Raw genomic sequence first — 23,431 nt, 5'->3', positions numbered from 1 at the left:
GGGTGGGCCCCGTGGGGCTCGAACCCACGACCCGCGGATTAAAAGTCCGATGCTCTACCGACTGAGCTAGAGGCCCTCAGCCTCCAGCCTACTTGGGCCACCGCATCCTCCCGCACACGACGAAGCCGCCGACGCGCGGTGCGTCGGCGGCCTCATCTCGTGATCACATCGGGGGCATGAGCACCGTGTCGATGAGGTAGACCGTGGCGTTCGCGGTCTGGACGCCGCCGCAGATGACCGTGGCGTCGTTGACCATCAGCTCGTCACCGCTGCCGGTCACCTCGAGGTCCGCACCCTGCACGGTGGTGTGGGTCCCCACGATGTCGGCCGGCTCGATCTGGCCGGGCAGCACGTGGTACGTGAGGATCGACGTGAGGGTCTCGCTGTCGGTCTTCAGCGACTCGATCGTCGCGGGGTCGATCTTCGCGAAGGCGTCGTCGACGGGGGCGAAGACGGTGAACTCGTCGCCGTTGAGCGTGTCGACGAGGTTGACGTCGGGGTTGAGCTCGCCGCTCACGGCGGCGACGAGGGTCGTCAGCATCGGGTTGTTGGATGCGGCGACCGCGACCGGGTCCTGCGACATCCCCTGGATGGAGCCGTCGCCGTCCGGCACGGCTGCCGCGTAGTCGGCGCAGCCGGCGCCGACGAGGTTGGCCATGGGGTCGTTCTCCATGGCGGTTTCGCTGGGCTCGGACGAGGGCATCGACTCGGCCGAGGTGTCCTCGGACGGCGTCGAGGACGACCCGCCCATGGAACAGGCCGAGAGGGCGATGGCAGCGGCGAACGCGAGCGCGATCCCCGTGGTGGCACGTGACGTGGTGGTGAGCATGGCTTCCTCCGGTGTCGGAGAGTCCGAGGACTCGGGCTGTGCGGTCCGAGGACCTGTCCGCCGGTTCGGCGTGTACAGGTGGTTCGGCGCCCCGTGGCGATCGGATTGCCGGGTCGCCGAGATCAATCCGTTCGGCCGCTCCTGCCGAACAACCCCCGACGCAAAGGGGGAGCGCATGTCGCTCATCATCATCGGCCTGCTCGGCGGGCTCATCACGGGGATCTCCCCGTGCATCCTGCCGGTGCTGCCGGTCATCTTCCTCACCGGCGGGGCACAGTCGGCCCGATTCGCCGACGAGCCGGCGCCCGCGTCGCGATGGCGGCCGTACCTGGTGATCCTCGGCCTCGTCACGAGCTTCACGATCGTCACCCTCATCGGCACCCTCATCCTGGGCGCCCTGCACCTGCCGCAGGACATCATCCGGTGGTTCGGCATCGGCGTGCTGGTGCTCATCGGCGTCGGCCTGCTGGTGCCCAAGGTCGAGCAGCTGCTCGAGAAGCCGTTCCAGTGGATCCCGCGGCGCGAGGTCTCGAACAAGGGGAGCGGCTACGGGGTGGGACTCGCTCTGGGAGCCGTCTTCGTCCCCTGCGCCGGACCCGTGCTCGCCGCGATCATCGTCGCCGGATCGACCGGGCGCATCGGCGCCGACACCGTGCTGCTCACCGTCTCGTTCGCGGTCGGCGTCGCCCTGCCGCTGCTGTTCTTCGCCCTCGCCGGCCGCGGCCTCATCGAGCGGATGAAGGCCTTCCGCACCAGGGAGCGGGGGCTGCGGATCGCGGCAGGCGTGGCGATGCTCGCGCTGGCCGTCGGTCTCGCGTTCAACGTGCCGCAGGCGCTGCAGCGTCTCGTGCCCGACTACACCGCCGGCCTGCAGAAGGAGCTCACCGACAACCCTGACGCGCAGCGCGCGCTCGACCTGGGCGGGCTCGTCACCGACGAGAATCGCGACCTCGACCAGTGCACCAACGGTGCGGACGAGCTCGAGTCGTGCGGCACCGCCCCGCGCATCCGCGGGATCGACCAGTGGCTGAACACCCCGGACGGCGCCGCGATCGACCTGGCAGACCTGCGAGGGAAGGTCGTGCTCATCGACTTCTGGGCGTACTCGTGCATCAACTGCCAGCGCTCGATCCCGCACGTCGTCGCGTGGGATGAGGCATACCGTGACGCCGGGCTGCAGGTGATCGGCGTGCATTCGCCTGAGTACGCGTTCGAGAAGGACGCGGGCAATGTCGCCGCGGGCGCGAAGAGCTTCGGCATCGAGTACCCGGTCGCCCTCGACAACAATCTGTCCACGTGGACGAACTACCGCAACCGGTACTGGCCTGCTCATTACCTGATCGACGCGGAGGGCACCGTGCGCCACATCGCGTTCGGCGAGGGCAACTACGCCGCGACCGAGAAACTCATCCGCGAGCTCCTGCAGGACACGGATCCGGATGCCGAGCTGCCGCCCGCGACAGAGGTCGCCGACACCACGCCCGATGCCGGCTCGACGACGCCCGAGACCTTCCTGGGCTCCTCGAAGGACGTGAACTTCGCCGGGGATGAGCCCTATGGAGCGGGCGAGGGCGATTTCGCGCTCCCCGAGGACCAGCAGGCCGACTCGTTCGCGCTGGATGGGCGCTGGCGGATCGAGACCCAATACGCGACGCCTGGGACGGATGACGGCGGCGGCATCCGACTCGATTTCCACGCGGATGAGGTGCGGATGGTGCTGGCCGGTGACGGCGAGGTGCGCGTGCGCGTCGATGACGGCAGCGAGCAGATCGTGCCGGTGTCGGGAACACCCCGGTCGTACGAGGTGGTGACCGGACACGGCGGCGGCGCCGGTGTCGCCGAGCTCACCGTCTCGCCGGGCGTCGAGGTCTACTCGTTCACGTTCGGCTGAGTCCGGCGCGAGGAACCTGGCGGCGGTCACCCCGGATAGGGAGGTCCTAGGGCATGCTGGTTGACGTGGTGATCGACGGCGTGGACGTGCCCGAGGAGGGCAGTGACCGCGTCGACCACGCCGGCGACCTGATCGAGCGCGTCGCCGGCGGAGACCAGACGGCGTTCGCCGGGCTCTACGACATGCTGTCCTCGCGGGTCTTCGGCCTCATCCTGCGCGTGCTCGTCGACCGGTCGCAGAGCGAGGAAGTGCTGCAGGAGGTCTTCCTGGAAGTGTGGCAATCCGCCGGGCGGTTCGCTCCGAACAAAGGTCAAGGCAGGTCCTGGGTTCTCACGATCGCACACCGCCGGGCCGTCGACCGCGTGCGGTCGGCGCAGGCGAGTGCCGACCGTGACGTCAAGGTCGGCCTGCGCGAGGTCGAGGTCGCATATGACGGCGTCGCGGAGCAGGTGGAGCTTCGGATCGAGGGGAGGCGCGTCTCACGGGCGCTGACCGCCCTGCCCGACCCGCAGCGGGAGGCGATCGTTCTCGCCTACTACGGAGGTTACAGTCAGAGCGAAATCGCGGCTCTCGTGGGAGCGCCGCTGGGGACGATCAAGACACGGATGCGCGACGGACTGTCGCGACTGCGCACCGAGATGGGGGTGACATCGTGACAGAGCAGGAGTTCGCCGAACTGGCAGCAGGACACGCGCTGGATGCGCTGTCACCGGTCGACGAGGCTGCCTACCAGACCGCGCTCGCCGCTCACCCGGAGTGGGCTGCCATCGCGGAGCAGGATGCCGCGGCCGCCGCCTTCCTCGCCGACGGCGTCGCCGAGGTCGCGCCCCCGGCCGGACTGCGCGATGCGCTCGTGGCCCGGATCGCGGAGGATGTCGCCGCCGCGTCCGTGCCGCCCGTGCCGGAGGTGCCGGCGCCCGTGGCGGCGGAATCCGCCCCGGAGCCGCCGGCGCAGAGCTCGGCGCCGTCGACCGAGGAGATCCAGACGGTCGAGCGCCGCACCTGGACGCGCGGGCTGCTCGCGCTGGCAGCATCCGTCGTCCTCCTCGTCGGCATCGGCTTCGGCGCCGCCACGATCGGCAATCTGCTGACCACGCCGCCCGCTGTCTCGGCGCTCGCCCAGATCGAGGATGCGCCGGACGCGCAGGAGGTCAGCGCCGACGTGGTCGACGGCGGCACCGCGACACTGCACTGGTCGGAATCGGTCGGCAAGGCCGTGCTCGTCAGCGACGGGCTCCCGGAGATCACCGACGAGCAGACCTTCCAGCTCTGGTTCGTCCGTGACGACGGGGCGGTCTCCGCCGGCACGTTCACCGCCGAGGACGGCGAGACGGCCGCGCTGCTGGAGGGCGACGTGGAGACCGGCGACACCGTCGCGGTCACGGTCGAGCAGGCGGGCGGATCTCCGACCGGCCAGCCCACGACCGAGCCGATCACAGCGATCCCCACCGCGTAGCGTCAGCGGGCGCGCGAGACCGTTCGCCCGCCAGGGGAGCGGATGCGGCGCGAGGCGTCTACCCTGGCATCCATGTCAACGATCCGCGACCGCAGCACCTACGACGATGACGAGATCGCCGGCGCGCACGCGTGGTTCTACGCCGCAGCGGAAGCGGCCCGAGACGCCGGCGACGACGTGCGCCTGGCTGAGGCGCTGCTGCTGAGCCTGGACCGCTGGTTCGTGCACCGCCAGCGCGAGGTGGCCGGCGACGGCACGAACCCGCTCACCGAGCTCGGGCTCGTCGTCTCCGGCATCATGTCCGGCGGCACCTTCATGCCGGCCGACGGAATCGACTACCGGCCGGAGGACTCCGTGCTGGGGATCCGCGCGGGCGCCCAGTTCTCCCTCACGCTCGACGATGCCGAGACGCTCGCGGGCGCCTTCTTCGGCGAGCTCGAGGCCCGATTCGGCGAGTAGCCTGGATGGGTGAGTGACGCCTCCAGGGACTTCCACAAGCCGGTGCGCCGCCCCGCCGAGGTCTTCGACCGGCTGTTCGCCTCGCAGGATCCGGCGGACGTGTCGCGGGCGGCCCACTCGACGGCCCATGCCCTGCTCGCACGGGTCCGGGCCGAGCCGCAGGTGGAGGTGATCGACCGCCTCGTCGCGTTCACCGACCTGCATGGCATCGACGACATCGCCGAACTGTGGTCGCGTTCGCCTGCGCGAAGCCTCCCGGGCGCGCTGTGGCGCCTGTACCTGCTGCAGCTCATGATCCACGACGACCCGCAGACGGCGGCACTGCTCTACGAGCGAGGTCGGGTCGAGATCGGGTCGGCGGATCCCGTCGTCGCCGGTGCTCCGACGCCCGCGGCCCCCGAGGAGCTCATCGCCCTCGTCGACACCATCCTGCGCGGACTCTTCGAGGGCGACTTCGCCGTGGCGCTCGACCGTGCGGCGGCGTTCTGCCGGGTGCAGGCGTCCGGCGCCACCCATCTGGCCGATGACTACGAGGCCACGGAGTCGGAGCGTGCGACGGCGCTGACCACGCGCGCGCTGCGTCTGTCGACGTACGCGGCAGATCTCACCGCCTGCGCCGGGCTCTGGCGCCGCGACAGCCTGACCTGAGCCGGGCAGAGTGAAGCCGGGCCGCAGAACGCCTCTCGGCGCAAGGCCGCTCATAGCGGCAGAAGATGGAGCCCGGGGTTACTGCGGCCCGGCCGATCCAGTGTAACCGACGTGCACGGCACCGTATTCCCCGCGGCGTAGGCTCATGGCATGGCCGCGCGCTTCGCCCTCGTGATCGACCCCGCAGCATCCGACGACCCGCGGACCGACTTCGCCGACACGTTCACCGTGATCGACCCGGGCGCGCCGGCGCTGAGCGTCAGCGAGCTCAGCACGCAGCGCGGCGACGGCATCTTCGAGTCGATCGGCGTCATCGACGGGCATGCCCAGGAGGCTGACGCACACCTGCAGCGACTCGCCCACTCCGCGCGACTCTGCGACCTGCCGGAGCCTCATCTCGTGCAGTGGAGCCAGGCGGTCGCCCGGGCGGCGGAGTCGGCCGGCGACGGTGAGGCGGTCATCAAGCTGATCCTCAGCAGGGGAATCGAGCACGGACCCACCCCCACCGCGTGGGTCACGGCGGCGCCCGCGGCCGACTTCTCCGGCCCGCGCAGGGACGGCATCCGCGTCGTCACCCTCGACCGGGGCCTCGACAGCGGGGCGCCCGCTCGGGCGCCGTGGCTGCTGCTCGGCGCCAAGACCCTGTCGTACGCCGTGAACATGGCCGCGATCCGCGAGGCGCACCGCCGCGGAGCCGACGACGCGGTGTTCGTCTCGTCCGACGGCATCGTGCTCGAGGCGCCTACGGCGTCGCTCATCCTGAAGGTGGGGGAGCGGTTCGTGACGCCCGCCCCCACCGGCGGCATCCTGCACGGCACGACGCAGCTGAGCCTGTTCGAGCACCTGGAGGCGCGGGGTGCGTCGACCGCCTACGAGACCGTGCCCGCGGCGGCCCTCCGCACGGTGGATGCCGCCTGGCTCGTCTCGAGCGTCCGGCTCGCCGCGCCCATCACGTCCATCGACGGACTGCCGGTCGCGGTCGACGCCGAGCTGACCGCATCCTTCAACGAGTACCTGCTGAGCCCCCGCGTCTGACGGCCCCGCAGCCTCTGCCTGCCGACGCGCACCCGCGGTCTGCATCTGGCCGCGCCACTTCGCGTCATCCGCGTCATGAATTCCTGGCGCGGATGCGACGAACTGGAGCGCGTCCGGGCGCGAGCGGAGGCCGCCGCCCGGGGAAGTCGGCGAGACGGCGCCGCCCCCGCCTTACCCGAAGCGACCGGAGACGTAGTCCTCGGTGGCCTGCACGGCGGGGGTGGTGAAGATCGTCGACGTGTCGTTGTACTCGATGAGCTTGCCCGGCTTGCCGGTGCCGGCGATGTTGAAGAACGCGGTCTTCTCCGACACGCGCGAGGCCTGCTGCATGTTGTGGGTGACGATCACGACCGTGTACTCGTTCTTGAGCTCGCCGATCAGCTCCTCGATCGCGTAGGTCGAGATCGGGTCGAGGGCCGAGCACGGCTCGTCCATCAGCAGCACCTGCGGCTCGACCGCGATCGCCCGCGCGATGCACAGACGCTGCTGCTGGCCGCCCGACAGACCCGAGCCGGGCTTGTCGAGGCGGTCCTTAACCTCGTTCCAGAGGTTCGCGCCCTTCAGCGACTTCTCGACCAGGGCGTCGGCGTCCGACTTGGAGATGCGCTTGTTGTTGAGCTTGACGCCCGCCAGCACGTTCTCCTTGATCGACATCGTCGGAAACGGGTTGGGCCGCTGGAAGACCATGCCGACCTGGCGACGCACGAGCACCGGGTCGACACCGGGGCCGTACAGGTTGTCGCCGTCGAGGAGGACCTCGCCCTCGACGCGTGCGCCGGGGATGACCTCGTGCATGCGGTTCAGCGTGCGCAGGAAGGTCGACTTGCCGCAGCCGGACGGGCCGATGAAGGCCGTCACGGTGCGCGGCTCGATCTCGAGGCCGACGCCTTCGACCGCGAGGAAGTCGCCGTAGTAGACGTTGAGGTTGTTGACTTCGATGCTCTTGGACACAGTTTTCCTTCGGCGGTGCGGGTCAGCGACCCGTCTTGGGCGAGAAGATCTTCGCCACGAGACGGGCGACGAGGTTCAGCACCATGACGATGATGATGAGGGTGAGGGCGGCGGCCCAGGCGCGGTCGACATAGGCCTGGGCGGGGGTGCCCTGGTTCATGTACTGGGTGTAGGTGAAGACCGGCAGCGTCTGCATGCGGCCGTTGAACAGGTCGTAGTTGACGGATGCGGTGAACCCGGCCGTGATGAGCAGGGGCGCCGTTTCGCCGATGACCCGCGAGATCGAGAGCATGATGCCCGTGGTGATGCCCGCGATGGCGGTCGGCAGCACCACCTTCGCGATCGTGAGCCACTTCGGCACGCCGAGGGCGTACGACGCCTCACGCAGCTCGTTCGGCACGAGGCGCAGCATCTCCTCGCTGGAGCGGACGACAACGGGGATCATCAGCACCGCGAGGGCGACCGCGCCCATGATGCCCATCCGGATGCCCGGGCCGAAGAAGAGCGCGAAGAGGGCGTAGGCGAAGAGACCGGCGACGATCGACGGGATGCCGGTCATCACGTCGACGAGGAAGGTGATGCCGCGGGCGATCCGCTTGCCTTCGCCGTACTCGATCAGGTAGATCGCGGTGAACAGGCCGATGGGGATCGAGATGACGGCGGCCGCGAGCGTGATGAGCACGGTTCCGACGATCGCGTGCACCGCGCCGCCGCCCTCGCCCACGACGCTGCGCATCGAGTAGGTGAAGAACATGGCGTCGAAACGGGCGATGCCGTAGCTGACGACGGTCCACGCCACCGAGATCAGCGGCACCATCGCGATCGCGAAGGCGCTCGTCACCACGCCGAGGACCATCCGGTCCACCGCGCGGCGCGTGCCCTCGACGATCGACGAGATCACCGTGATCAGGACGAGGTAGATGAGCGTGCCGACGATGATCCAGCCGGCCACGCTGAACTCGGCGCCCTCGGCCATCGCGAAGATCGCGAACACCGGCAGGGTGAGCAGGAGCGACGCTCCGAGCAGGCCCCACGGCACCCACGCGGCGAGGCGGCCGCTGGTCAGCCCGCGCGGCTTGTCGAGCGCGGGCGCCTGGGGACGGGTCTCAGTGATGGTCATGTCAGTTGGCCCCCGAGAATTCCTTGCGCCTGTTCACGATGTAGCGCGCGACGGCGTTGACCGCGAAGGTCACGATGAACAGGATGAGGCCGGTCGCGATGAGCACGTTCACGTTCAGGCCGTAGGCCTCGGGGAAGCGCAGGGCGATGTTCGCGGCGATCGTGGAGGGGTTGCCCGAGGTGAACAGGGCGAAGGTGATGCCGCCCGAGACGGAGAGCACCATCGCGACCGCCATCGTCTCGCCGAGCGCGCGGCCGAGGCCGAGCATGGCGGCCGAGACGATGCCGCTGCGTCCGAACGGGAGCACAGCCATCCGGATCATCTCCCAGCGGGTGGCTCCCAGCGCGAGGGCGGCCTCCTCGTGGAGGGTGGGGGTCTGCAGGAAGATCTCGCGGCAGATCGCCGTGATGATCGGGACGACCATCACGGCCAGCACCATCGCGGCGGTGAAGATCGTGCGTCCGGTGCTCGAGACGGGGCCCGCGAAGAACGGGATCCAGCTGAGGTTGTCGACGAACCAGGAGTAGACCGGCTGGACGGCCGGGGCGAGCACGCCGATGCCCCAGAGGCCGAAGACGACCGACGGCACCGCGGCGAGCAGGTCGACGACGTAGCCGAGCGCCTGCGCCAGCCGGCGGGGCGCGTAGTGGGAGATGAACAGGGCGACGCCGAGCGAGAGCGGGACGGCCATGAGCAGCGCCAGCGCGGCGGCCCAGACGGTGCCGAAGACCAGCGGCCAGACGTAGTCCCAGAAGTTCGTGGAGAGCAGCGACGCGGTTTCGGGGGTGGCGACGAACGCGGGCAGCGACTGCACGATCAGGAAGATCGCGACCGCGGCCAGCGTGACGAGGATCATGATGCCCGCGAACAGCGCGGTGCCCGAGAACCAGCGATCGCCGGGGCGCTGCTTCCCCTGCATCTGGGCGGCGGCCGGAGGCGCCGCGGGGACTGTCGTCATGTCTCGAACCTTCGTGTGCTCAGTGGATGTCGTGAGAGTGCCCGGCTCCCACCGCACGGGCGGTGGGAGCCGGGCGGGCTCCCGTTACTTGATGACCGCGATCGCTGCTTCGATCTCGGTGCGCAGCGTGTCGGAGATCGGCGCGTTGCCGGCCTGAGCGGCGGCTGCTTCCTGACCCTCGGCGCTGGCGGCGTAGCTGAAGAAGGCCTTGACGAGCGTGGCCTGCTCGGCGTCAGCGTACTCGGCGCAGCCGATCAGGTAGCTCACGAGCACGATCGGGTAGGCGCCGGCCTCGGTCGTGGTGCGGTCGATGGCGATCGCGATGTCGCTGTCGGCGCGGCCCTCTTCCTCAGGCGAGGCGTCGATGACGAGCGCGGCGGCCTCGGGGGAGTAGGAGACGAACTCCTCGCCCACCTGGATGGCGACGGTGCCGAGCTCGGTGTCGGCGACGCGCGAGGCGTCGGCGTAGCCGATCGCGCCCTCGCCGCCCTGGACGGCCTCGATGACGCCGGAGGTGCCGTTCGCAGCCTCGCCGCCCTTCAGCGGCCAGACGCCATCGGGCTCGTTCGTCCAGACGTCGCCCGCCGTCTGGAACAGGTAGTCGGTGAAGTTCTCGGTGGTGCCCGAGTCGTCCGAGCGGTGAACCGGCGTGATGGCGGTGTCGGGCAGGTCCACGCCGTCGTTGAGGGACGCGATCGCGTCGTCGTTCCACGTGGTGATCTCGCCGGCGAAGATGCCCGCGACGGTGGCGGCGTCGAGGTTCAGCGACTCGACACCGGGCAGGTTGAAGGCCACGGCGATGGGGGAGATGTAGGTCGGGATCTCGACCAGGTCGGAGCCGTCGGCGCAGACCTCCCACGGGCCGGCCTCGATCTCGTCGGTCTTGAACGCGCGGTCGGAGCCGGCGAACTGCACGGCGCCGTTCTGGAACGACTCGCGACCGGTGCCGGAGCCGGCCGGGTCGTAGTCGACCGTGAAGTCGGGGTTCGCGGTCTGCAGGCCGGCGGCCCAGGTCTGCACGGCCACTTCCTGCGACGACGCGCCGCCGCCGACGAGGGTGCCGGTGAGCGTGGCGGCCTCGGATGCGTCACCCGACGGGCTGGTGGCGGGCGTCTCGTTGGCGGCGCACGCGGTGAGTGTGAGGGCCGCGACGGCGGCGACAGCGCCCAGCTGGGCGAGGCGTGAGATCTTCACTGTGGATCCTTACGGGTCAAGGGGTTCGAACCTCGGTGCGGGGTTCGGCACGACCGTAGAGGGCGACTCTTAAGAGATTGGGCGACGAGGGTGAACGAGAGGTGAACGGCCCCGGACTTACAGGGCTCGCGAGGGGGTCCTCACCGCACCGGTGAGAGCCCGATCAGTCCTTCGGGACGTGCGTCTCGATCGCGACGATGCCCGAACCGGGGCTGTCGACGGAGAGGTGCACGACCGAGAATGCGCCGGTCTCGAGGGCCGAGGCGCTGCCCAGATAAGAGCCCCGGAGGGTGCCGGTGGCGAGCGCGAGCTCGCTGAGGATGTCGGGCAGCACGGGACCGTGGCTGCACAGCAGGGCGGGCTGGCGCGCACGCACGCGCGCGCCGACGACGGTGCGGCAGTCCGACCTGCCCTCCTCCCACGCATCCTGGCTGATCATCGGGGTGGTCTCGATCTCGCCGCCGATCGCCTTCGCGAGCGGCTTGACGGTCTTCACGCAGCGCACGGCCGGGCTGGAGATGATCTTGCGCACACCGAAGCTCTGCAGCGGCCCCACGATCGAGTGCGCCTGCACCTTGCCGCGTGGGGCGAGCGGCCGCGCCGCATCCTCGCCCGTCCAGCCGTCGCGGGGCTCCGCCTTCGCGTGCCGCAGCGCGATGAGGGGGAAGGTGCGCAGCACCCCGTCATCGACCAGCTTCAGGAAGTTCTCCACGATCTCGACGTCGACCGGGTAGCTCAGCTTCTTCAGGGCCTTCTTCGGCGAGATCCACTCCAGGCCGGCGATCTCGCGGTTCGGCACGAACGCCGACGCCCGGATCGCGTCGTCCGACGCCTCCGCCGCCCAGTAGTGCACGATCTTCTGCTTCTTGCTCGGCAGGCGATATCGCGAGACGCCGACCGGGACCCCCAGGTGCACCCGGATGCCGGTCTCCTCGAAGATCTCGCGCACCGCGGTCTCGGCGAGCATCTCGCCGGGGTCGACCTTGCCCTTGGGCAGGGTCAGGTCGCGGTACCGCGTGCGGTGGATCAGCAGGATGCGCAGCTTGCCCTCGATCAGGCGCCACACCACCCCGCCCGCGGCGTACACGGCGGTGTCGGTCATCGCACCGCCCGTGCGCGGCGCTTGCGCTGCACGCCGGCCATCGTCTTGTCCTGGAGGTCGTTGAGGGGCTTGCCGTGCTCGTCGAGGTGATGGCGCGTCCACACGCCGTCCTCCCCGAGGTGCCACGAACTGGTCGTGTCGCTCATGGCGAGGTCGAACAGCCCGACCATCTCCTTGAGGTGCGCCGGTTCGGTGACGCGCACCAGCGCCTCGACGCGGCGATCCAGGTTGCGGTGCATCATGTCGGCGCTGCCGATGAACACCTGCGGGTCGCCGCTGTTGTGGAAGGCGAAGATGCGCGAGTGCTCCAGGTAGCGACCCAGGATGCTGCGGACGGTGATGTTCTCGCTGACGCCCTCGATGCCCGGCTTGATCGAGCAGATGCCGCGCACCCACACGTCGACCTTCACGCCCGCCTGGCTGGCCCGGTACAGCGCGTCGATGATCTGCTCGTCGACCATGGAGTTCACCTTGATGCGCACGTGGGCGGGCTTGCCGTCCACCGCGTGACGGCGCTCGCGCTCGATCTGGCGCAGCAGGCCCTTGCGCAGGTGCAGCGGGGCGACCAGCAGGCGCTTGAACTTCTTCTCGATCGCGTAGCCGCTCAGCTCGTTGAACAGGCGGGTGAGGTCGCGCCCGACCTGCTCGTCGGTCGTGAACAGGCCGAAGTCCTCGTACAGCCGGCTCGTCTTGGGGTTGTAGTTGCCGGTGCCGATGTGGCTGTAGCTGCGCAGCATCCCGTCCTCCTCGCGGATGACGTGGAGGAGCTTGCAGTGGGTCTTCAGCCCGACCAGCCCGTACACGACGTGCACGCCGGCCTTCTCGAGCTTGCGTGCCCACACGATGTTCGCGGCCTCGTCGAACCGGGCCTTCACCTCGACGAGGGCGAGCACCTGCTTGCCCGACTCCGCGGCGTCGATGAGTGCCTTGACGATGGGGCTGTCACCGGAGGTGCGGTACAGCGTCTGCTTGATGGCGAGCACGTGCGGGTCCTTCGCCGCCTGCTCGAGGAATGCCTGCACGCTGGTCGCGAACGACTCGTACGGGTGGTGCACGAGCACATCGCCCGCGCGGATCGCGGCGAACAGGTCGGCGCGCCCTGCCTGCTCGCCCGGCTGGAAGGCGAGGGCGGTCGTCGGCACGTGCGGGGCGTAGTGCAGCTCGGGCCGGTCGATGCGCGCGAGGTCGAACAGGCCGCGCAGGTCGAGCGGACCGGGGAGGCGGTAGACCTCCTGCTCGGTGATGTCGAGCTCGCTGATGAGCAGGTCGAGGGTGAGGCGATCCATGTCGTCGCCGACCTCGAGGCGGATCGGCGGACCGAACCGGCGGCGCAGCAGCTCGGCCTCGAGCGCCTGGATGAGGTTCTCGGTCTCGTCCTCCTCGATCTCGACGTCCTCGTTGCGGGTGAGGCGGAAGGCGTGGTGATCGAGGATCTCCATTCCAGGGAAGAGGTCGGCGAGATTGTGCGAGATGAGGTCTTCCAGCGGCAGATAGCGCACGCGCTCGCCGTCGCGGCTCACCTGCACGAACCGGGGGAGCATCGGCGGCACCTTGAGGCGCGCGAACTCCTGCCGGCCGGTCCGCGCGTTGCGGATGCGGATCGCCAGGTTCAGCGACAGGCCGGAGATGTAGGGGAACGGGTGCGCCGGATCGACCGCCAGCGGCATGAGCACAGGGAAGACCTGCTCCTGGAAGTACTCGTACAGCCGGTCGCGCTCCTCCTCGGCGAGGTCGTCCCAGACGATGACCTCGATGCCCACGTCGGCGAGGGCCGGCTTGACGTGCGTCGCCCAGGTCCCGGCGTGACGCAGCTGCAGGGCGTGGGCGTCGCCGGAGATGTCGGCCAGCACATCGTGCGGTGAGCGGCCGACGTTGGTCGGCACGGCCAGACCCGTCAGGATGCGGCGCTTGAGGCCGGCGACGCGGACCATGAAGAACTCGTCCAGGTTGCTCGCGAAGATGGCCAGGAAGTTCGCCCGCTCGAGCACGGGGACGGTGGGGTCCTCTGCGAGCTCGAGGACCCGCTGATTGAACGCCAGCCAGCTCAGCTCGCGGTCGAGATACCGACCGTCGGGCAGCTGTGCATCGTACGCCTCGTCCAGGTCGAAGTCGTCGTCGTCCGCATCGCCGAGTCCGGCGTCCAGCACCTCGTGTTCCAGCATCCCCTCATCATTGCAGTCTGAGGTGACGGACGGGTTAACCCGGTCAGGAGACGGTGCGCTCGCGCGGAGCGGGCACCTGGTCGTCCTCGTACACGTTGAAGCGGTAGCCGACGTTGCGGACGGTTCCGATCAGCTGCTCGAGGTCGCCGAGCTTCGCCCGCAGACGGCGCACGTGCACGTCGACCGTGCGGGTGCCGCCGAAGTAGTCGTAGCCCCACACCTCGCTGAGCAGCTGCTCGCGCGTGAACACGCGCGACGGATGCGTGGCGAAGAAGTGCAGGAGCTGGAACTCCTTGTAGGTGAGGTCGAGCGGCTTGCCGTGCACCTTCGCCGAGTACGAGGACTCGTCGATGGTGATGCCGGAGGTCTGGATGCGGGTGGACACCTGATCAGCGGTCTGCCGGCCGATGGCGAGCCGCACCCGCGCGTCGACCTCGGCGGGGCCCGCCGTCACCAGGACCACGTCGTCGACGCCCCAGTCGGTCGACACCGCGGTCAGACCGCCCTCGGTGACGATGAGCAGCAGCGGAGCGTCGAGCCCGGTGGTGTTGAGGATCTTGCACAGCGACTTCGCGCCCACGAGATCGACCCGCGCATCGACGAAGATGACGTCGGCACTGGGGGCGTTCACGAGCTGTGCCGGCTCGGCCGGGATCTGCCGGACGCGGTGGCTCAGCAGTTCGAGCGCGGGCAGGGCAGGCCCACCTCCGGGTGCGGAGCTCAAGACCAGAAGCTGTGCCAACTCGCCGTCCTCTCGGCGCGCGAACACGCACCGTGTGCTGACAGTTTAGGGCGTGACACAATGGGCTCGTGGCCGTCCCTGAACTCGCTCCCCGCCGCACGTTCGGCGGAGTGGTCGCGGTGTGGGTGGCCGCGGCGGTGATCGGGGTCGCGATCGGGCTGTTCGTGCCGGAGGACGACCGCGCCGCGTGGCTCACGCTGGGCCTCGGGTTCAGCCTGGTCCTGGCGTTCGCCGTGCAGCTGTCCGCCGGGCGGTCGCAGGGGTTCATCCGGCGGGTCGCGCTCAGCATCCTGGGCGCTCTTCTCGCGCTCGGTGTGATCAGCGTCGCGTTCGGGCTGGCCGCACTGGTTCCGGGATAGAGTGGGCCTATGGATCTCGTCGCGCTCGAACTCTTCTTCGTGGGCCTGCTGGCACTGGCGTCGCTGGCGATCGCGTTCGTCTCGGGCGTGGTGATCAAGAACCTCTACCGCGGCCAGCGCTGACGGGCGCCCCGTGCTCGATCTTCCGACCGATCTCCCCGCCGACCTCGCGCCGCTGTCGTGGCTCGTCGGCGTCTGGGAGGGCTCCGGCGTCATCGACTACGAGACCGCGGAGCACCGCTACGCCGGCGAGTTCGCCCACCGGGTCAGCTTCAGCCATGACGGCGGCGCGTACCTGAACTACTCGGCGACGGCATGGATGCTGGATGCCGACGGTCACAGCGACGTCCCCCTCGTCTCGGAGATCGGGTTCTGGCGGCTCTCCCGGGTCGCGGACGACAGTGATGCCGGTCCCGGGCTGCTGCCCGCTCGCTCCGCAGCGTCGGCGCCGCGCACCGCCGACGACGTCGAGGCGCTGCGCAACGCGGCCGGCGGCTTCGACATCGAGGTCTCGCTCGTGCACTCCGACGGCGTCACCGAGCTGTACCTCGGCCAGATCAAGGGACCGCGCATCGACATCGCGACCGACGCGGTCGTGCGCACGGCGGCGGCGAAGCCCTATACGGCGGCCACCCGCATGTACGGTCTCGTCGACGGACATCTGCTGTGGGCGTGGGACATCGCCGCCCTCGGCAGCGAACTCGCCTCGCACGCGTCCGCGCGCCTCGCGCGGGTGGACTGATGACGAGCCCGTTCGCGCGCGTGCCCGGCGCCGTCGTCGACGAGGGCGGCGTGCTGCAGCACCTCGGCGCACCCCTCGCGGAGCAGCGCGCCCTGGCCCGCGGCACGGCGATCGCGCCACTCGGCGACCGGGCGGTGCTCGCAGTCCCCGGCGAGGACAGGCTGAGCTGGCTCGACTCGCTCACGTCGCAGGCGGTGACGGCCCTCGCGCCCGGTGAGGGCAGCGAGCTGCTGGTCCTCGACCCTAACGGGCGTATCGAGCATGCGGCCGCGATCGTCGACGACGGGGAGACCGCGTGGCTGATCGTCGACCGCGCCGACGCGGAGGCCCTGCTGGGCTGGCTGCGCAGGATGCGGTTCCGGCTGCGCGTCGACCCGCGCGACGCGAGTGCCGAGTTGGCCGTCGTCGGCGGAACCGCCGCGGCCCTCGCGGCGGTGCATGCGGCCGCACCCGCCGGGGTGCCGCTGGTCTGGCGCGACCCCTGGCCGGCGGTGAGCGCCGGTGGGCACGCCTATGCCGCGATCGCGCCGCACCCCGGCGCCGACCGCGAGTGGAGCGAGGCGCTCGTCGCGCCGGAGGAGCTCGACCGCATCGCCGACGAGGCGACCGCCGGCCGGATCGCCCTGGCGGGCGCCGCGGCGGCCGATGCGCTGCGCGTCGCCGCCTGGCGGCCGCGCTGGGCGGCCGAGGTCGATGAGCGTGCCCTGCCGCACGAGACCGACTGGCTGCGCACCGCGGTGCACCTGCAGAAGGGCTGCTACCGCGGCCAGGAGACCGTCGCCAAGGTGCACAACCTCGGCCACCCGCCGCGCCGCCTGATCGCGCTGCACCTCGACGGCAGCGACAGCGTGCTGCCGGTGCGCGGCGCTGAGGTGCGCGTGGGTGACGACGTCGTAGGTGCGGTCACCTCGACCGCGCTGCACTACGAGGAGGGTCCGATCGCCCTCGCGATCGTCCGCCGGTCGACGCCGATCGACGCCGCACTGGTCGTCGCGACCGACGACGGCGACATCGCCGCGGCCCAGGAGGTCATCGTCCCGCCCGAGGCGGGAGCGACGGCTCAGGTGCCGCGCATCACCCGTCTGTCGCGCCGCGCCGCGGCCCAGTGAGCGCCGGATGACCGACGCGCCGCCGCCGCTGACCGTCCAGGTCCCGACCGGCTGGCGCCGCCGCCTCGATCCCCGCCCCGGCCTCGCACGGCTCCGGGACTCGGCGGCTGCGATCGTGCAGATCGTGGTCGCGGCGACCGGGGCGTACGTGTTCGCGAACATGGTGCTGGGCCATCCGGCGCCGCTGCTCGCGGCGACCGTGACGATCTCCAGTCTCGGCCTCGTGCGCGACGCGCGCCCGCGGCGGGTGCTCGAGACGGTGCTCGGGATGCTGGTGGGCATCCTCGTGGCCGAGCTGCTCCTGATCGTCGCGGGCTCCGGCTGGTGGCAGCTGGGGCTCGCGCTGGCGCTGACGCTCACGGTGGCGCGGTTCCTCTCGCCCCAAGCGAGCTTCGCGATCGCCGCCGCCATCCAGTCGCTCATCGTGATGGTCTCGCTCGGGGCCCCGTTCCTGCGGCTGGTCGACGGCATCGTGGGCGGGGTGGCTGCGCTGCTGGTCACCGCGCTCGTGCCGCGGAGCACGGTGCGCGTGGAGGTCCGTGACGCCCGGCGGCTGTTCACGGCGGCCGACGGCGTCATCGCCACCCTCGCGTACGCGCTGAGCCGGGGCGAGCGGCTCCGTGCCGAGCGGGGGCTGGAGAAGGCGCGAGCCGTGGGATCGGTCGTGGACGCCTGGCGCACCTCGCTGGAGTCGGGCGCGGCGATCGCGCGGATCTCGCCGTTCCTGCGCCGCCAGCGCGACGAGCTGGCCCGTCATCAGCGCATCTGCCAGTCGGTGGATCTCGCCACCCGCAACCTCCGGGTCGTGGCGCGCCGCGTGGTGTACCTCTCCAGCGACGGGCAGCCGCGGCCGGTCGCTGCGAGCATCCTCACCGATCTTGCGAGGGGGATGCAGCTGATCGCCGCCTCCCTGGAGGACATCTCGCTGGAGCCCGCGGCGCGGGAGTCGCTGCGCGCCGTCGCGGTGCGCCTGGATCCGCCTCGGCTGCTGCCGGGCGCCGGCCTCGGTGAGCACAACCTCATCGTCGCGATGCGGCCGCTCGCGGTCGATCTGCTCATGGCGACGGGCATGAGCTCCGACGAGGCGCACGCGACGATCCCGCGGATCTGATCGGGCCGCTCAGGCGGGTGCGACCGCCGCCCAGGGCACCGTCACCTCGCCGAGCCGCCAGCGTGACCGTGCCTGCAGCGGCCACCCGGCCGCAGTGAGCGACGAGAGCGCGCCGACCCAGCGCTGCGCAGGGCCGAAGGTCGACAGCGCGGCCGCGCGCTCCCACTCCAGGTCGAGCGCCGCGAGGAAGTCATGCACACGCTCGCCGCTCACATTGCGGTGGATGAGCGCCTTGGGCAGCCGCTCCGCCGCGACCGAGGGGCGTTCCAGTCCCGCGAGCCGCAGCGAGACGCTGAACGTGCGGGGTGCGGCATCCGCGCCGACGGCCACCCACGTCATGATGCGGCCGAGCTCGTCACAGGTGCCCTCGACGAGCAGGCCATCAGGGGCGAGTCGGCCGGCCATCTGATCCCACGCGCCGCGCACCTGCGCCTCGTCGTACTGGCGCAGCACATTGAAGGCCCTGATGACGGCCGGGCGGCGCTCGCCGGTCGGGACTTCGAACCCGCCCGCGGCGAACGACACCAGGGCGTCCGGGGCAAATGTCGAGCGCCCTGCCCGCACCTCGCCCAGCTGCGCCCGTGCCCGGGCGACCCGCTCCGGCGCGATCTCCAGGCCGAGCACCTCCACGTCCGGCCGCGCGCGAGCCAGGCGCGCGTGCAGCTCGAGCGCGGTGACCCCGCTGGCGCCGTATCCGAGGTCGATCACGAACGGGTCAGCGCTGCGCAGCAGCGCCGGATGCCGGGCGATCCACCGGTCGACGCGGCGCAGGCGATTGGTGCCCGTCGTCCCGCGGGTGACCTGTCCGACAGGTGCGGATCCACGGGCCATGGCCCCATGATCCCACGGCTATCATGGGGCCATGACTGCGCCTTACACGCTGATCCTCCTCCGCCACGGGCAGAGCGAGTGGAACCAGTCCAACCAGTTCACGGGCTGGGTCGATGTGCGCCTGACGGAGCTCGGCAAGAGCGAGGCTCAGCGCGGCGGCGAGCTGCTGAAGGAGTCGGGTCTGCACCCCGACATCCTCTACACCTCGGTGCTCAGCCGCGCGATCCAGACCGCGAACATCGCGCTGGATGCGGCCGATCGCCTGTGGATCCCGGTGAAGCGCTCCTGGCGCCTCAACGAGCGCCACTACGGCGCCCTGCAGGGCAAGGACAAGGCGCAGACGCTCGAGGAGTTCGGCAACGACCAGTTCATGCTCTGGCGCCGCTCGTTCGACGTGCCGCCGCCCGAGCTCGCCGACGACGACCAGTACAGCCAGATCGACGACCCGCGCTACGCCGGCATCGACGGCGAGGTGCCGCGCACCGAGTCGCTGAAGCTCGTCATCGACCGGCTGCTGCCCTACTGGGAGAGCGAGATCGTCCCCGACCTCCGCGCCGGCAAGACGGTGCTCGTCACCGCGCACGGCAACTCGCTGCGCGCGCTGGTCAAGCACCTCGACGGCATCAGTGACGCGGACATCGCCGAGCTCAACATCCCGACCGGGATCCCGCTGGTCTACCGCCTCGACGAGGACCTGAAGCCGATCGGCGCGGGCGAGTACCTCGACCCCGCCGCTGCGGCCGCCGGCGCGGCCGCCGTGGCGAACCAGGGCGCGAAGCACTAGAACACGACACGACGCAGAAGAGCGGATGCCCCTTCGGAGGGCATCCGCTCTTCTGCGTGTAGGGGCGCGGTGGCGCTCAGGCGCCGCCCGGCTGCCCGGCGACCGCGCTGTCGACCGTCGTCCAGTCGCCGGTCGACAGGTAGAGCACCTTCTTGGCGACCGATACCGCGTGGTCGGCGAAGCGCTCGTGGTAGCGGCTGGCGAGGGTGGCGTCGACCGTCGCGGCCGCCTCGCCCTTCCACGAGTCGCTGAGGACCTTCTCGAACACGCTGGCGTGCAGCTCGTCGAGCTCGTCGTCGGCGTTGCGGATGAGGTCGATCAGCGAGTGGTCCTCTGTGCGCAGCAGCTCGGTGAGCTGCCGTGCCACCTCGACGTCGAGCTCGCCCATCTTGGTGAACGTCGACTTGAGGCCGCGCGGGATCGCGCGCTCCGGGAACCGCATGCGCGTCAGCTGCGCGATGTGCTCGGCGATGTCGCCCATGCGCTCCAGCGACGCGCTCACACGCAGGGCGCTGACGACGATGCGCAGGTCGCGGGCGACCGGCTGCTGCCTGGCCAGGATCTCGATCGCGAGCTCGTCGAGGGCGATGGCCTTCTCGTCGATGATGTCGTCGGCTTCGATCACCTCTTCGGCCAGCGCCACGTCGCTGGTCCCGAACGCACGGGTCGCCTTGTCGATCGCCTCGGCGACCAATTCGGAGATCTCGACCAGCCGCGCCTGGACGTCCTCAAGGGACTGATGGAAGACTTCGCGCATTGCCGCACCTCTCTGATCCGCGCACGCACCCGCATCCGCGTCTGCGGCGATTGTCGCCAGCGAAGGTTAACGAACGGTGCTGCGCGAGTGAATAGTATCCGCCGTGCCCCCGCAGCGACGGCTTCCGGCGGATCGTCCGTTCACCTGCCCTCTACGCTGGAGCCATGGATACGGTGCAGCTGGCGCTGCTCGCCCTGCTTCTGGGCGTGGCGATCGGCGGCTCCGTGACGGCGATCATCGTGGCCGCGCTGCGCACGCGCGACCGGGCGCGGACCGTCACCTCGGTCGCCATTCCCGAAGGCGTCCTCGATGTGCTGCACGGTCTGGACGACCCGGCCGCGGTCGTCGACTCGTCCTCGACGGCGGTCGCCGCATCCGATGCCGCTCGTGTCTTCGGCATCCGCGAGGGTGAAGCGATCGTCGAGCCGGCGCTGCGCACGCTCGCCCGCCAGGTGCGGGATGCCGGCACCACCGCGACGGTCACCCTCCGGCTGCGACGCGCGGGCCGCACGGCGGAGCCGCGCCTCGTGTCGGTGCGCGCCACGCGCATCACGCCGCGCCTCTCGCTGCTCGTCCTGCGCGACATCACCGAGCACGAGCGGGTCGAGCAGATGCGCCGCGACTTCGTCGCCAACACCAGCCACGAGCTGAAGACGCCCGTGGGCGCGGTCAGTCTGCTGGCCGAGGCGATCGAGTCCGCCGCGGACGACCCGGATCAGGTGCGCATCTTCACGGCGCGGCTGAGCGCCGAGGCGGCGAGGCTCGGTCTGCTGAGCTCCCGCATCATGGACCTGTCGCGGCTGCAGTCGGCCGACCAGCTGATCTCCCAGCGGACCGTCGCGGTCGACGAGGTCGTCGTCTCGGCGCTGGAGGCGCACGCCATCCAGGCCGATGCCGCCGGAGTCGATGTGGTGCGAGGAGGGCAGCGGGGCCTCCACGTGCAGGGCGACCCCCAGGTGCTCAGCGAGGCCGTCGGCAACCTGGTCGCCAACGCCATCGTCTACTCGCCGAAGGGCGCGAGCGTCGGCGTCGGCGTGAAGGAGGTCGAGGGGGCGGTGGAGATCGCCGTCACCGACCGTGGCATCGGCATCCCCGAGGCCGACCAGGAGCGCGTGTTCGAGCGGTTCTACCGCACCGATCAGGCCCGTTCGCGCCGCACCGGCGGCACCGGGCTCGGGCTCTCGATCGTCAAGCACGCCGTGCAGAGGCACGGCGGCGATGTGCGCGTCTGGTCGCAGCCGGGGCAGGGATCCACCTTCACGATCCGGCTGCCCATCAGCGGACCGCCGGAAGAGCTCACGCCCGGTGGGCGCAAGGAGCGCAAGCCCAAGAAGAAGAAGAAGAAGCGCGCCCCCGCGGTGCGCATGAACGGAGAACCCGCATGACCCGCGTACTGATCGTCGAGGACGAGCCCGACCTCGCCGACCCGCTGGCCTATCTGCTGCGGCGGGAGGGCTACGACGTCGACATCGCCGAGGACGGCCCGAGCGCGCTGACGTCCTTCCGCGAACGCGGCGCCGACATCGTGCTGCTCGACCTGATGCTGCCCGGCATGTCCGGCACGGAGGTCTGCCGCCAGATCCGCAGCACCTCCGGTGTTCCGATCATCATGCTCACCGCGAAGGACTCCGAGGTCGACATCGTCGTCGGGCTGGAGCTCGGCGCCGACGACTACGTCACCAAGCCGTACTCCGCCCGCGAGCTGCTCGCGCGCATGCGGGCGGTCCTGCGCCGTCAGGTGCAGGTGGGCGACGACCTCGACGAGCGGGTGCTCGACAGCGGCCGGGTGCTCCTCGACGTCGACCGGCACACCGTCGCCGTCAACGGGGCGGAGATCAGCATGCCGCTGAAGGAGTTCGAGCTGCTCGAGTTCCTGATGCGCAACGCCGGACGCGTGATGACCCGCGGTCAGCTGATCGACCGGGTGTGGGGGAGCGACTACTTCGGCGACACGAAGACGCTGGACGTGCACATCAAGCGCATCCGCTCGCGCATCGAGCAGAACCCGGGCGAGCCCGAGCTGCTGAAGACCGTGCGCGGGCTCGGATACCGCTTCGAAGGCTGAGCGTCAGGGCGCGAGCGCGGAGTACTGCGGCAGCGTGCCGTCCAGCACGGGCACGCTCACGAGTGCGCCCTCGCCGTCGCCGGACTGCACCAGCATCGTGATGTCGCTGCCTGCGGGGGTGTCGATGCCCTCGAGGAGCAGCGGCTCGTCCTCCCCGCCGAGGGAGAGGGTCGTGCGCGCGGGCACCAGGATCGTCTCGGTGATCGACGGGTCCTCGGAGTCGAGGGTGACGGTCTGCGCCTGATCGGTGTCGTTGACGAGGGCCGCGACGAAGTTGCCCTGCGCGCCGGTCTCGTCGGTGACGATGAGGGCGTTGCGCACCTGCACGGGCCCCGAGCTGTTCGGAACATTGACGCCATCGGACGCCGAGTAGGGGATGGTGGTCGCCTGCGTCGACATGAAGCTGCAGCCGGTGGTCCCGGCGAGGACGGCGGCACTCAGGGCGAGCGACGCGATGAAGCGCGAATTCACGGATCCTCCCAGGACGGATGACGGCACTCAGTCATTCTATGACCACGCTGTTCCCGGCATCGACGTGCCTCGACTCCCAGCGGCGGAACTCTAGCGTATGTCGCCTGTGGTATCATTAAGGTTGCCGAAAGGACATAACTGCATGCTTTTTGAGGTTGGCGAGACGGTCGTTTACCCGCACCACGGGGCCGCGACGATCATTGAGGTCAAGGACCGGGTCATCAAGGGCGAGACCAAGAAGTACCTGAAGCTCAACGTCACGCAGGGCGATCTGATCATCGAGGTCCCCGCTGAGAACGTCGACTTGGTCGGCGTCCGTGATGTCATCGGCAAGGAAGGCCTCGACAAGGTGTTCGAGGTGCTCCGCGCGCCGTTCACCGAGGAGCCGACCAACTGGTCGCGCCGGTACAAGGCGAACCTCGAGAAGCTGGCGTCCGGTGACGTGATCAAGGTGAGCGAGGTCGTCCGCGACCTGTGGCGCCGCGATCAGGACCGCGGACTGTCGGCCGGAGAGAAGCGGATGCTGGCGAAGGCCAAGCAGATCCTGGTCTCCGAGCTGGCGCTCGCCGAGAAGACCGATGAGGAGAAGGCTTCGGTCATCCTCGACGAGGTCCTCGCCTCCTGAGCCGGCCACCGTCGAGCGCGTAGTCTCGGT

25 protein-coding genes and 1 tRNA gene are annotated in these 23,431 nt (G+C 70.2%); 14 read left to right on the top strand and 12 right to left on the bottom strand.

The genetic code is table 11. The annotated features are described in order from the left end of the window. Window positions 1–3 precede the first annotated feature (3 nt). Window positions 4–76, bottom strand: a tRNA-Lys gene (locus Microterr_RS10155). An 87-nt stretch (window positions 77–163) separates the two neighbouring features. After that, entirely contained in the window at window positions 164–829 is a 666-nt protein-coding gene (locus Microterr_RS10150; protein ID WP_263798063.1) for a fasciclin domain-containing protein, read from the bottom strand. A gap of 175 nt (window positions 830–1,004) precedes the next feature. Between Microterr_RS10150 and Microterr_RS10145 the strand changes: the two genes are divergently transcribed. The 6 genes from Microterr_RS10145 (at window position 1,005) to Microterr_RS10120 (ending at window position 6,318) form a co-directional block, all read left to right on the top strand. Further along, window positions 1,005–2,720: a cytochrome c biogenesis protein DipZ gene (locus Microterr_RS10145; protein WP_263798064.1), complete on the top strand. Its 1,716-nt coding sequence runs from the start codon at window positions 1,005–1,007 to the stop codon at window positions 2,718–2,720. A gap of 53 nt (window positions 2,721–2,773) precedes the next feature. Then, a complete protein-coding gene (sigK, locus tag Microterr_RS10140; RefSeq protein WP_263798065.1) occupies window positions 2,774–3,376 on the top strand; it encodes an ECF RNA polymerase sigma factor SigK in 603 nt (200 codons plus the stop codon). Continuing rightward, complete coding sequence (locus Microterr_RS10135) at window positions 3,373–4,176, top strand: anti-sigma factor (RefSeq protein WP_263798066.1); 804 nt, start codon at window positions 3,373–3,375, stop codon at window positions 4,174–4,176. The genes sigK and Microterr_RS10135 overlap by 4 nt, the downstream gene beginning before the upstream one ends. A gap of 72 nt (window positions 4,177–4,248) precedes the next feature. Further along, a complete protein-coding gene (locus Microterr_RS10130; RefSeq protein ID WP_263798067.1) occupies window positions 4,249–4,635 on the top strand; it encodes a hypothetical protein in 387 nt (128 codons plus the stop codon). Window positions 4,636–4,644: 9 nt separating this feature from the next. After that, window positions 4,645–5,283 (top strand): DNA-directed RNA polymerase subunit beta, encoded by a 639-nt coding sequence (locus Microterr_RS10125; protein ID WP_263798068.1) that lies wholly within the window; start codon window positions 4,645–4,647, stop codon window positions 5,281–5,283. 150 nt (window positions 5,284–5,433) lie between these two features. After that, a complete protein-coding gene (locus Microterr_RS10120; RefSeq protein WP_263798069.1) occupies window positions 5,434–6,318 on the top strand; it encodes an aminotransferase class IV in 885 nt (294 codons plus the stop codon). Window positions 6,319–6,489: 171 nt separating this feature from the next. On the opposite strand, the gene pstB is transcribed toward Microterr_RS10120, so the two are convergent. From pstB to Microterr_RS10085, 7 genes are all read right to left on the bottom strand, one after another. Next, window positions 6,490–7,269, bottom strand: a complete 780-nt coding sequence (gene pstB / locus Microterr_RS10115) for a phosphate ABC transporter ATP-binding protein PstB (protein ID WP_263798070.1) — start codon at window positions 7,267–7,269, stop codon at window positions 6,490–6,492. Between the two features lie 22 nt (window positions 7,270–7,291). Further along, complete coding sequence (pstA, locus tag Microterr_RS10110) at window positions 7,292–8,389, bottom strand: phosphate ABC transporter permease PstA (protein ID WP_263798071.1); 1,098 nt, start codon at window positions 8,387–8,389, stop codon at window positions 7,292–7,294. Between the two features lies 1 nt (window position 8,390). Continuing rightward, window positions 8,391–9,347, bottom strand: coding sequence for a phosphate ABC transporter permease subunit PstC (pstC, locus tag Microterr_RS10105; RefSeq protein WP_263798072.1), 957 nt, complete (start codon window positions 9,345–9,347; stop codon window positions 8,391–8,393). Between the two features lie 84 nt (window positions 9,348–9,431). Beyond that, window positions 9,432–10,541, bottom strand: coding sequence for a phosphate ABC transporter substrate-binding protein PstS (gene pstS / locus Microterr_RS10100; protein ID WP_263798073.1), 1,110 nt, complete (start codon window positions 10,539–10,541; stop codon window positions 9,432–9,434). A gap of 163 nt (window positions 10,542–10,704) precedes the next feature. Next, a complete protein-coding gene (locus Microterr_RS10095) occupies window positions 10,705–11,643 on the bottom strand; it encodes an NUDIX hydrolase (RefSeq protein ID WP_263798074.1) in 939 nt (312 codons plus the stop codon). Then, the gene (locus Microterr_RS10090; RefSeq protein WP_263798075.1) at window positions 11,640–13,805 is read right to left on the bottom strand and encodes an RNA degradosome polyphosphate kinase; all 2,166 of its coding nucleotides are present in this window, start codon (window positions 13,803–13,805) and stop codon (window positions 11,640–11,642) included. Before Microterr_RS10090 ends, Microterr_RS10095 begins: the two co-directional genes overlap by 4 nt. A gap of 43 nt (window positions 13,806–13,848) precedes the next feature. Next, a complete protein-coding gene (locus Microterr_RS10085) occupies window positions 13,849–14,547 on the bottom strand; it encodes a response regulator transcription factor (RefSeq protein ID WP_263798076.1) in 699 nt (232 codons plus the stop codon). A 68-nt stretch (window positions 14,548–14,615) separates the two neighbouring features. Between Microterr_RS10085 and Microterr_RS10080 the strand changes: the two genes are divergently transcribed. From Microterr_RS10080 to Microterr_RS10065, 4 genes are all read left to right on the top strand, one after another. Further along, entirely contained in the window at window positions 14,616–14,906 is a 291-nt protein-coding gene (locus tag Microterr_RS10080) for a hypothetical protein (protein ID WP_263798077.1), read from the top strand. A 133-nt stretch (window positions 14,907–15,039) separates the two neighbouring features. Then, the gene (locus Microterr_RS10075; RefSeq protein WP_263798078.1) at window positions 15,040–15,648 is read left to right on the top strand and encodes a nitrobindin family protein; all 609 of its coding nucleotides are present in this window, start codon (window positions 15,040–15,042) and stop codon (window positions 15,646–15,648) included. Further along, window positions 15,648–16,757, top strand: coding sequence for a CAF17-like 4Fe-4S cluster assembly/insertion protein YgfZ (gene ygfZ, locus Microterr_RS10070; protein WP_263798079.1), 1,110 nt, complete (start codon window positions 15,648–15,650; stop codon window positions 16,755–16,757). The genes Microterr_RS10075 and ygfZ overlap by 1 nt, the downstream gene beginning before the upstream one ends. Window positions 16,758–16,764: 7 nt before the next feature. Continuing rightward, window positions 16,765–17,868: an FUSC family protein gene (locus Microterr_RS10065; protein WP_263798080.1), complete on the top strand. Its 1,104-nt coding sequence runs from the start codon at window positions 16,765–16,767 to the stop codon at window positions 17,866–17,868. Window positions 17,869–17,877: 9 nt separating this feature from the next. Here Microterr_RS10065 and Microterr_RS10060 read toward each other — a convergent pair whose 3' ends face one another. Further along, window positions 17,878–18,699 (bottom strand): class I SAM-dependent methyltransferase, encoded by an 822-nt coding sequence (locus Microterr_RS10060; RefSeq protein WP_263798081.1) that lies wholly within the window; start codon window positions 18,697–18,699, stop codon window positions 17,878–17,880. A 31-nt stretch (window positions 18,700–18,730) separates the two neighbouring features. Here Microterr_RS10060 and Microterr_RS10055 point away from each other — a divergent pair, with 31 nt between their 5' ends. Then, window positions 18,731–19,483, top strand: coding sequence for a phosphoglyceromutase (locus tag Microterr_RS10055; protein WP_263798083.1), 753 nt, complete (start codon window positions 18,731–18,733; stop codon window positions 19,481–19,483). Between the two features lie 76 nt (window positions 19,484–19,559). On the opposite strand, the gene phoU is transcribed toward Microterr_RS10055, so the two are convergent. Further along, complete coding sequence (gene phoU, locus Microterr_RS10050) at window positions 19,560–20,240, bottom strand: phosphate signaling complex protein PhoU (protein WP_263798084.1); 681 nt, start codon at window positions 20,238–20,240, stop codon at window positions 19,560–19,562. A gap of 164 nt (window positions 20,241–20,404) precedes the next feature. On the opposite strand from phoU, the gene Microterr_RS10045 reads away from it, so the two are divergent. Continuing rightward, complete coding sequence (locus Microterr_RS10045; protein WP_263798085.1) at window positions 20,405–21,625, top strand: sensor histidine kinase; 1,221 nt, start codon at window positions 20,405–20,407, stop codon at window positions 21,623–21,625. After that, complete coding sequence (locus Microterr_RS10040; RefSeq protein ID WP_263798086.1) at window positions 21,622–22,305, top strand: response regulator transcription factor; 684 nt, start codon at window positions 21,622–21,624, stop codon at window positions 22,303–22,305. The genes Microterr_RS10045 and Microterr_RS10040 overlap by 4 nt, the downstream gene beginning before the upstream one ends. Before the next feature lie 3 nt (window positions 22,306–22,308). Here the strand turns inward: Microterr_RS10040 and Microterr_RS10035 are convergent, their stop codons facing one another. Beyond that, window positions 22,309–22,776, bottom strand: coding sequence for a DNA modification methylase (locus tag Microterr_RS10035; protein ID WP_263798087.1), 468 nt, complete (start codon window positions 22,774–22,776; stop codon window positions 22,309–22,311). A 142-nt stretch (window positions 22,777–22,918) separates the two neighbouring features. Here Microterr_RS10035 and Microterr_RS10030 point away from each other — a divergent pair, with 142 nt between their 5' ends. After that, window positions 22,919–23,401 carry a CarD family transcriptional regulator gene (locus Microterr_RS10030; protein ID WP_263798088.1) on the top strand — a complete coding sequence of 161 codons (483 nt, stop codon included), beginning with the start codon at window positions 22,919–22,921 and terminating at the stop codon, window positions 23,399–23,401. Window positions 23,402–23,431 lie beyond the last annotated feature (30 nt).

The organism is Microbacterium terricola (assembly GCF_027943945.1).
GTDB classification, from domain to species: Bacteria; Actinomycetota; Actinomycetes; order Actinomycetales; family Microbacteriaceae; genus Microbacterium; species Microbacterium terricola.
This window is presented reverse-complemented; position numbering and strand designations above follow the sequence as displayed.

What these genes read in the sequence shown, in the direction of transcription:
- Microterr_RS10150 (WP_263798063.1), bottom strand. Translation starts at nt 829, where the DNA reads ATGCTCACCACCACGTCACGTGCCACCACGGGGATCGCGCTCGCGTTC.
- Microterr_RS10145 (WP_263798064.1), top strand. Translation starts at nt 1,005, where the DNA reads ATGTCGCTCATCATCATCGGCCTGCTCGGCGGGCTCATCACGGGGATC.
- sigK (WP_263798065.1), top strand. Translation starts at nt 2,774, where the DNA reads ATGCTGGTTGACGTGGTGATCGACGGCGTGGACGTGCCCGAGGAGGGC.
- Microterr_RS10130 (WP_263798067.1), top strand. Translation starts at nt 4,249, where the DNA reads ATGTCAACGATCCGCGACCGCAGCACCTACGACGATGACGAGATCGCC.
- Microterr_RS10120 (WP_263798069.1), top strand. Translation starts at nt 5,434, where the DNA reads ATGGCCGCGCGCTTCGCCCTCGTGATCGACCCCGCAGCATCCGACGAC.
- pstA (WP_263798071.1), bottom strand. Translation starts at nt 8,389, where the DNA reads ATGACCATCACTGAGACCCGTCCCCAGGCGCCCGCGCTCGACAAGCCG.
- pstC (WP_263798072.1), bottom strand. Translation starts at nt 9,347, where the DNA reads ATGACGACAGTCCCCGCGGCGCCTCCGGCCGCCGCCCAGATGCAGGGG.
- Microterr_RS10095 (WP_263798074.1), bottom strand. Translation starts at nt 11,643, where the DNA reads ATGACCGACACCGCCGTGTACGCCGCGGGCGGGGTGGTGTGGCGCCTG.
- Microterr_RS10090 (WP_263798075.1), bottom strand. Translation starts at nt 13,805, where the DNA reads ATGCTGGAACACGAGGTGCTGGACGCCGGACTCGGCGATGCGGACGAC.
- ygfZ (WP_263798079.1), top strand. Translation starts at nt 15,648, where the DNA reads ATGACGAGCCCGTTCGCGCGCGTGCCCGGCGCCGTCGTCGACGAGGGC.
- Microterr_RS10065 (WP_263798080.1), top strand. Translation starts at nt 16,765, where the DNA reads ATGACCGACGCGCCGCCGCCGCTGACCGTCCAGGTCCCGACCGGCTGG.
- Microterr_RS10060 (WP_263798081.1), bottom strand. Translation starts at nt 18,699, where the DNA reads ATGGCCCGTGGATCCGCACCTGTCGGACAGGTCACCCGCGGGACGACG.
- Microterr_RS10055 (WP_263798083.1), top strand. Translation starts at nt 18,731, where the DNA reads ATGACTGCGCCTTACACGCTGATCCTCCTCCGCCACGGGCAGAGCGAG.
- phoU (WP_263798084.1), bottom strand. Translation starts at nt 20,240, where the DNA reads ATGCGCGAAGTCTTCCATCAGTCCCTTGAGGACGTCCAGGCGCGGCTG.
- Microterr_RS10045 (WP_263798085.1), top strand. Translation starts at nt 20,405, where the DNA reads ATGGATACGGTGCAGCTGGCGCTGCTCGCCCTGCTTCTGGGCGTGGCG.
- Microterr_RS10040 (WP_263798086.1), top strand. Translation starts at nt 21,622, where the DNA reads ATGACCCGCGTACTGATCGTCGAGGACGAGCCCGACCTCGCCGACCCG.
- Microterr_RS10030 (WP_263798088.1), top strand. Translation starts at nt 22,919, where the DNA reads ATGCTTTTTGAGGTTGGCGAGACGGTCGTTTACCCGCACCACGGGGCC.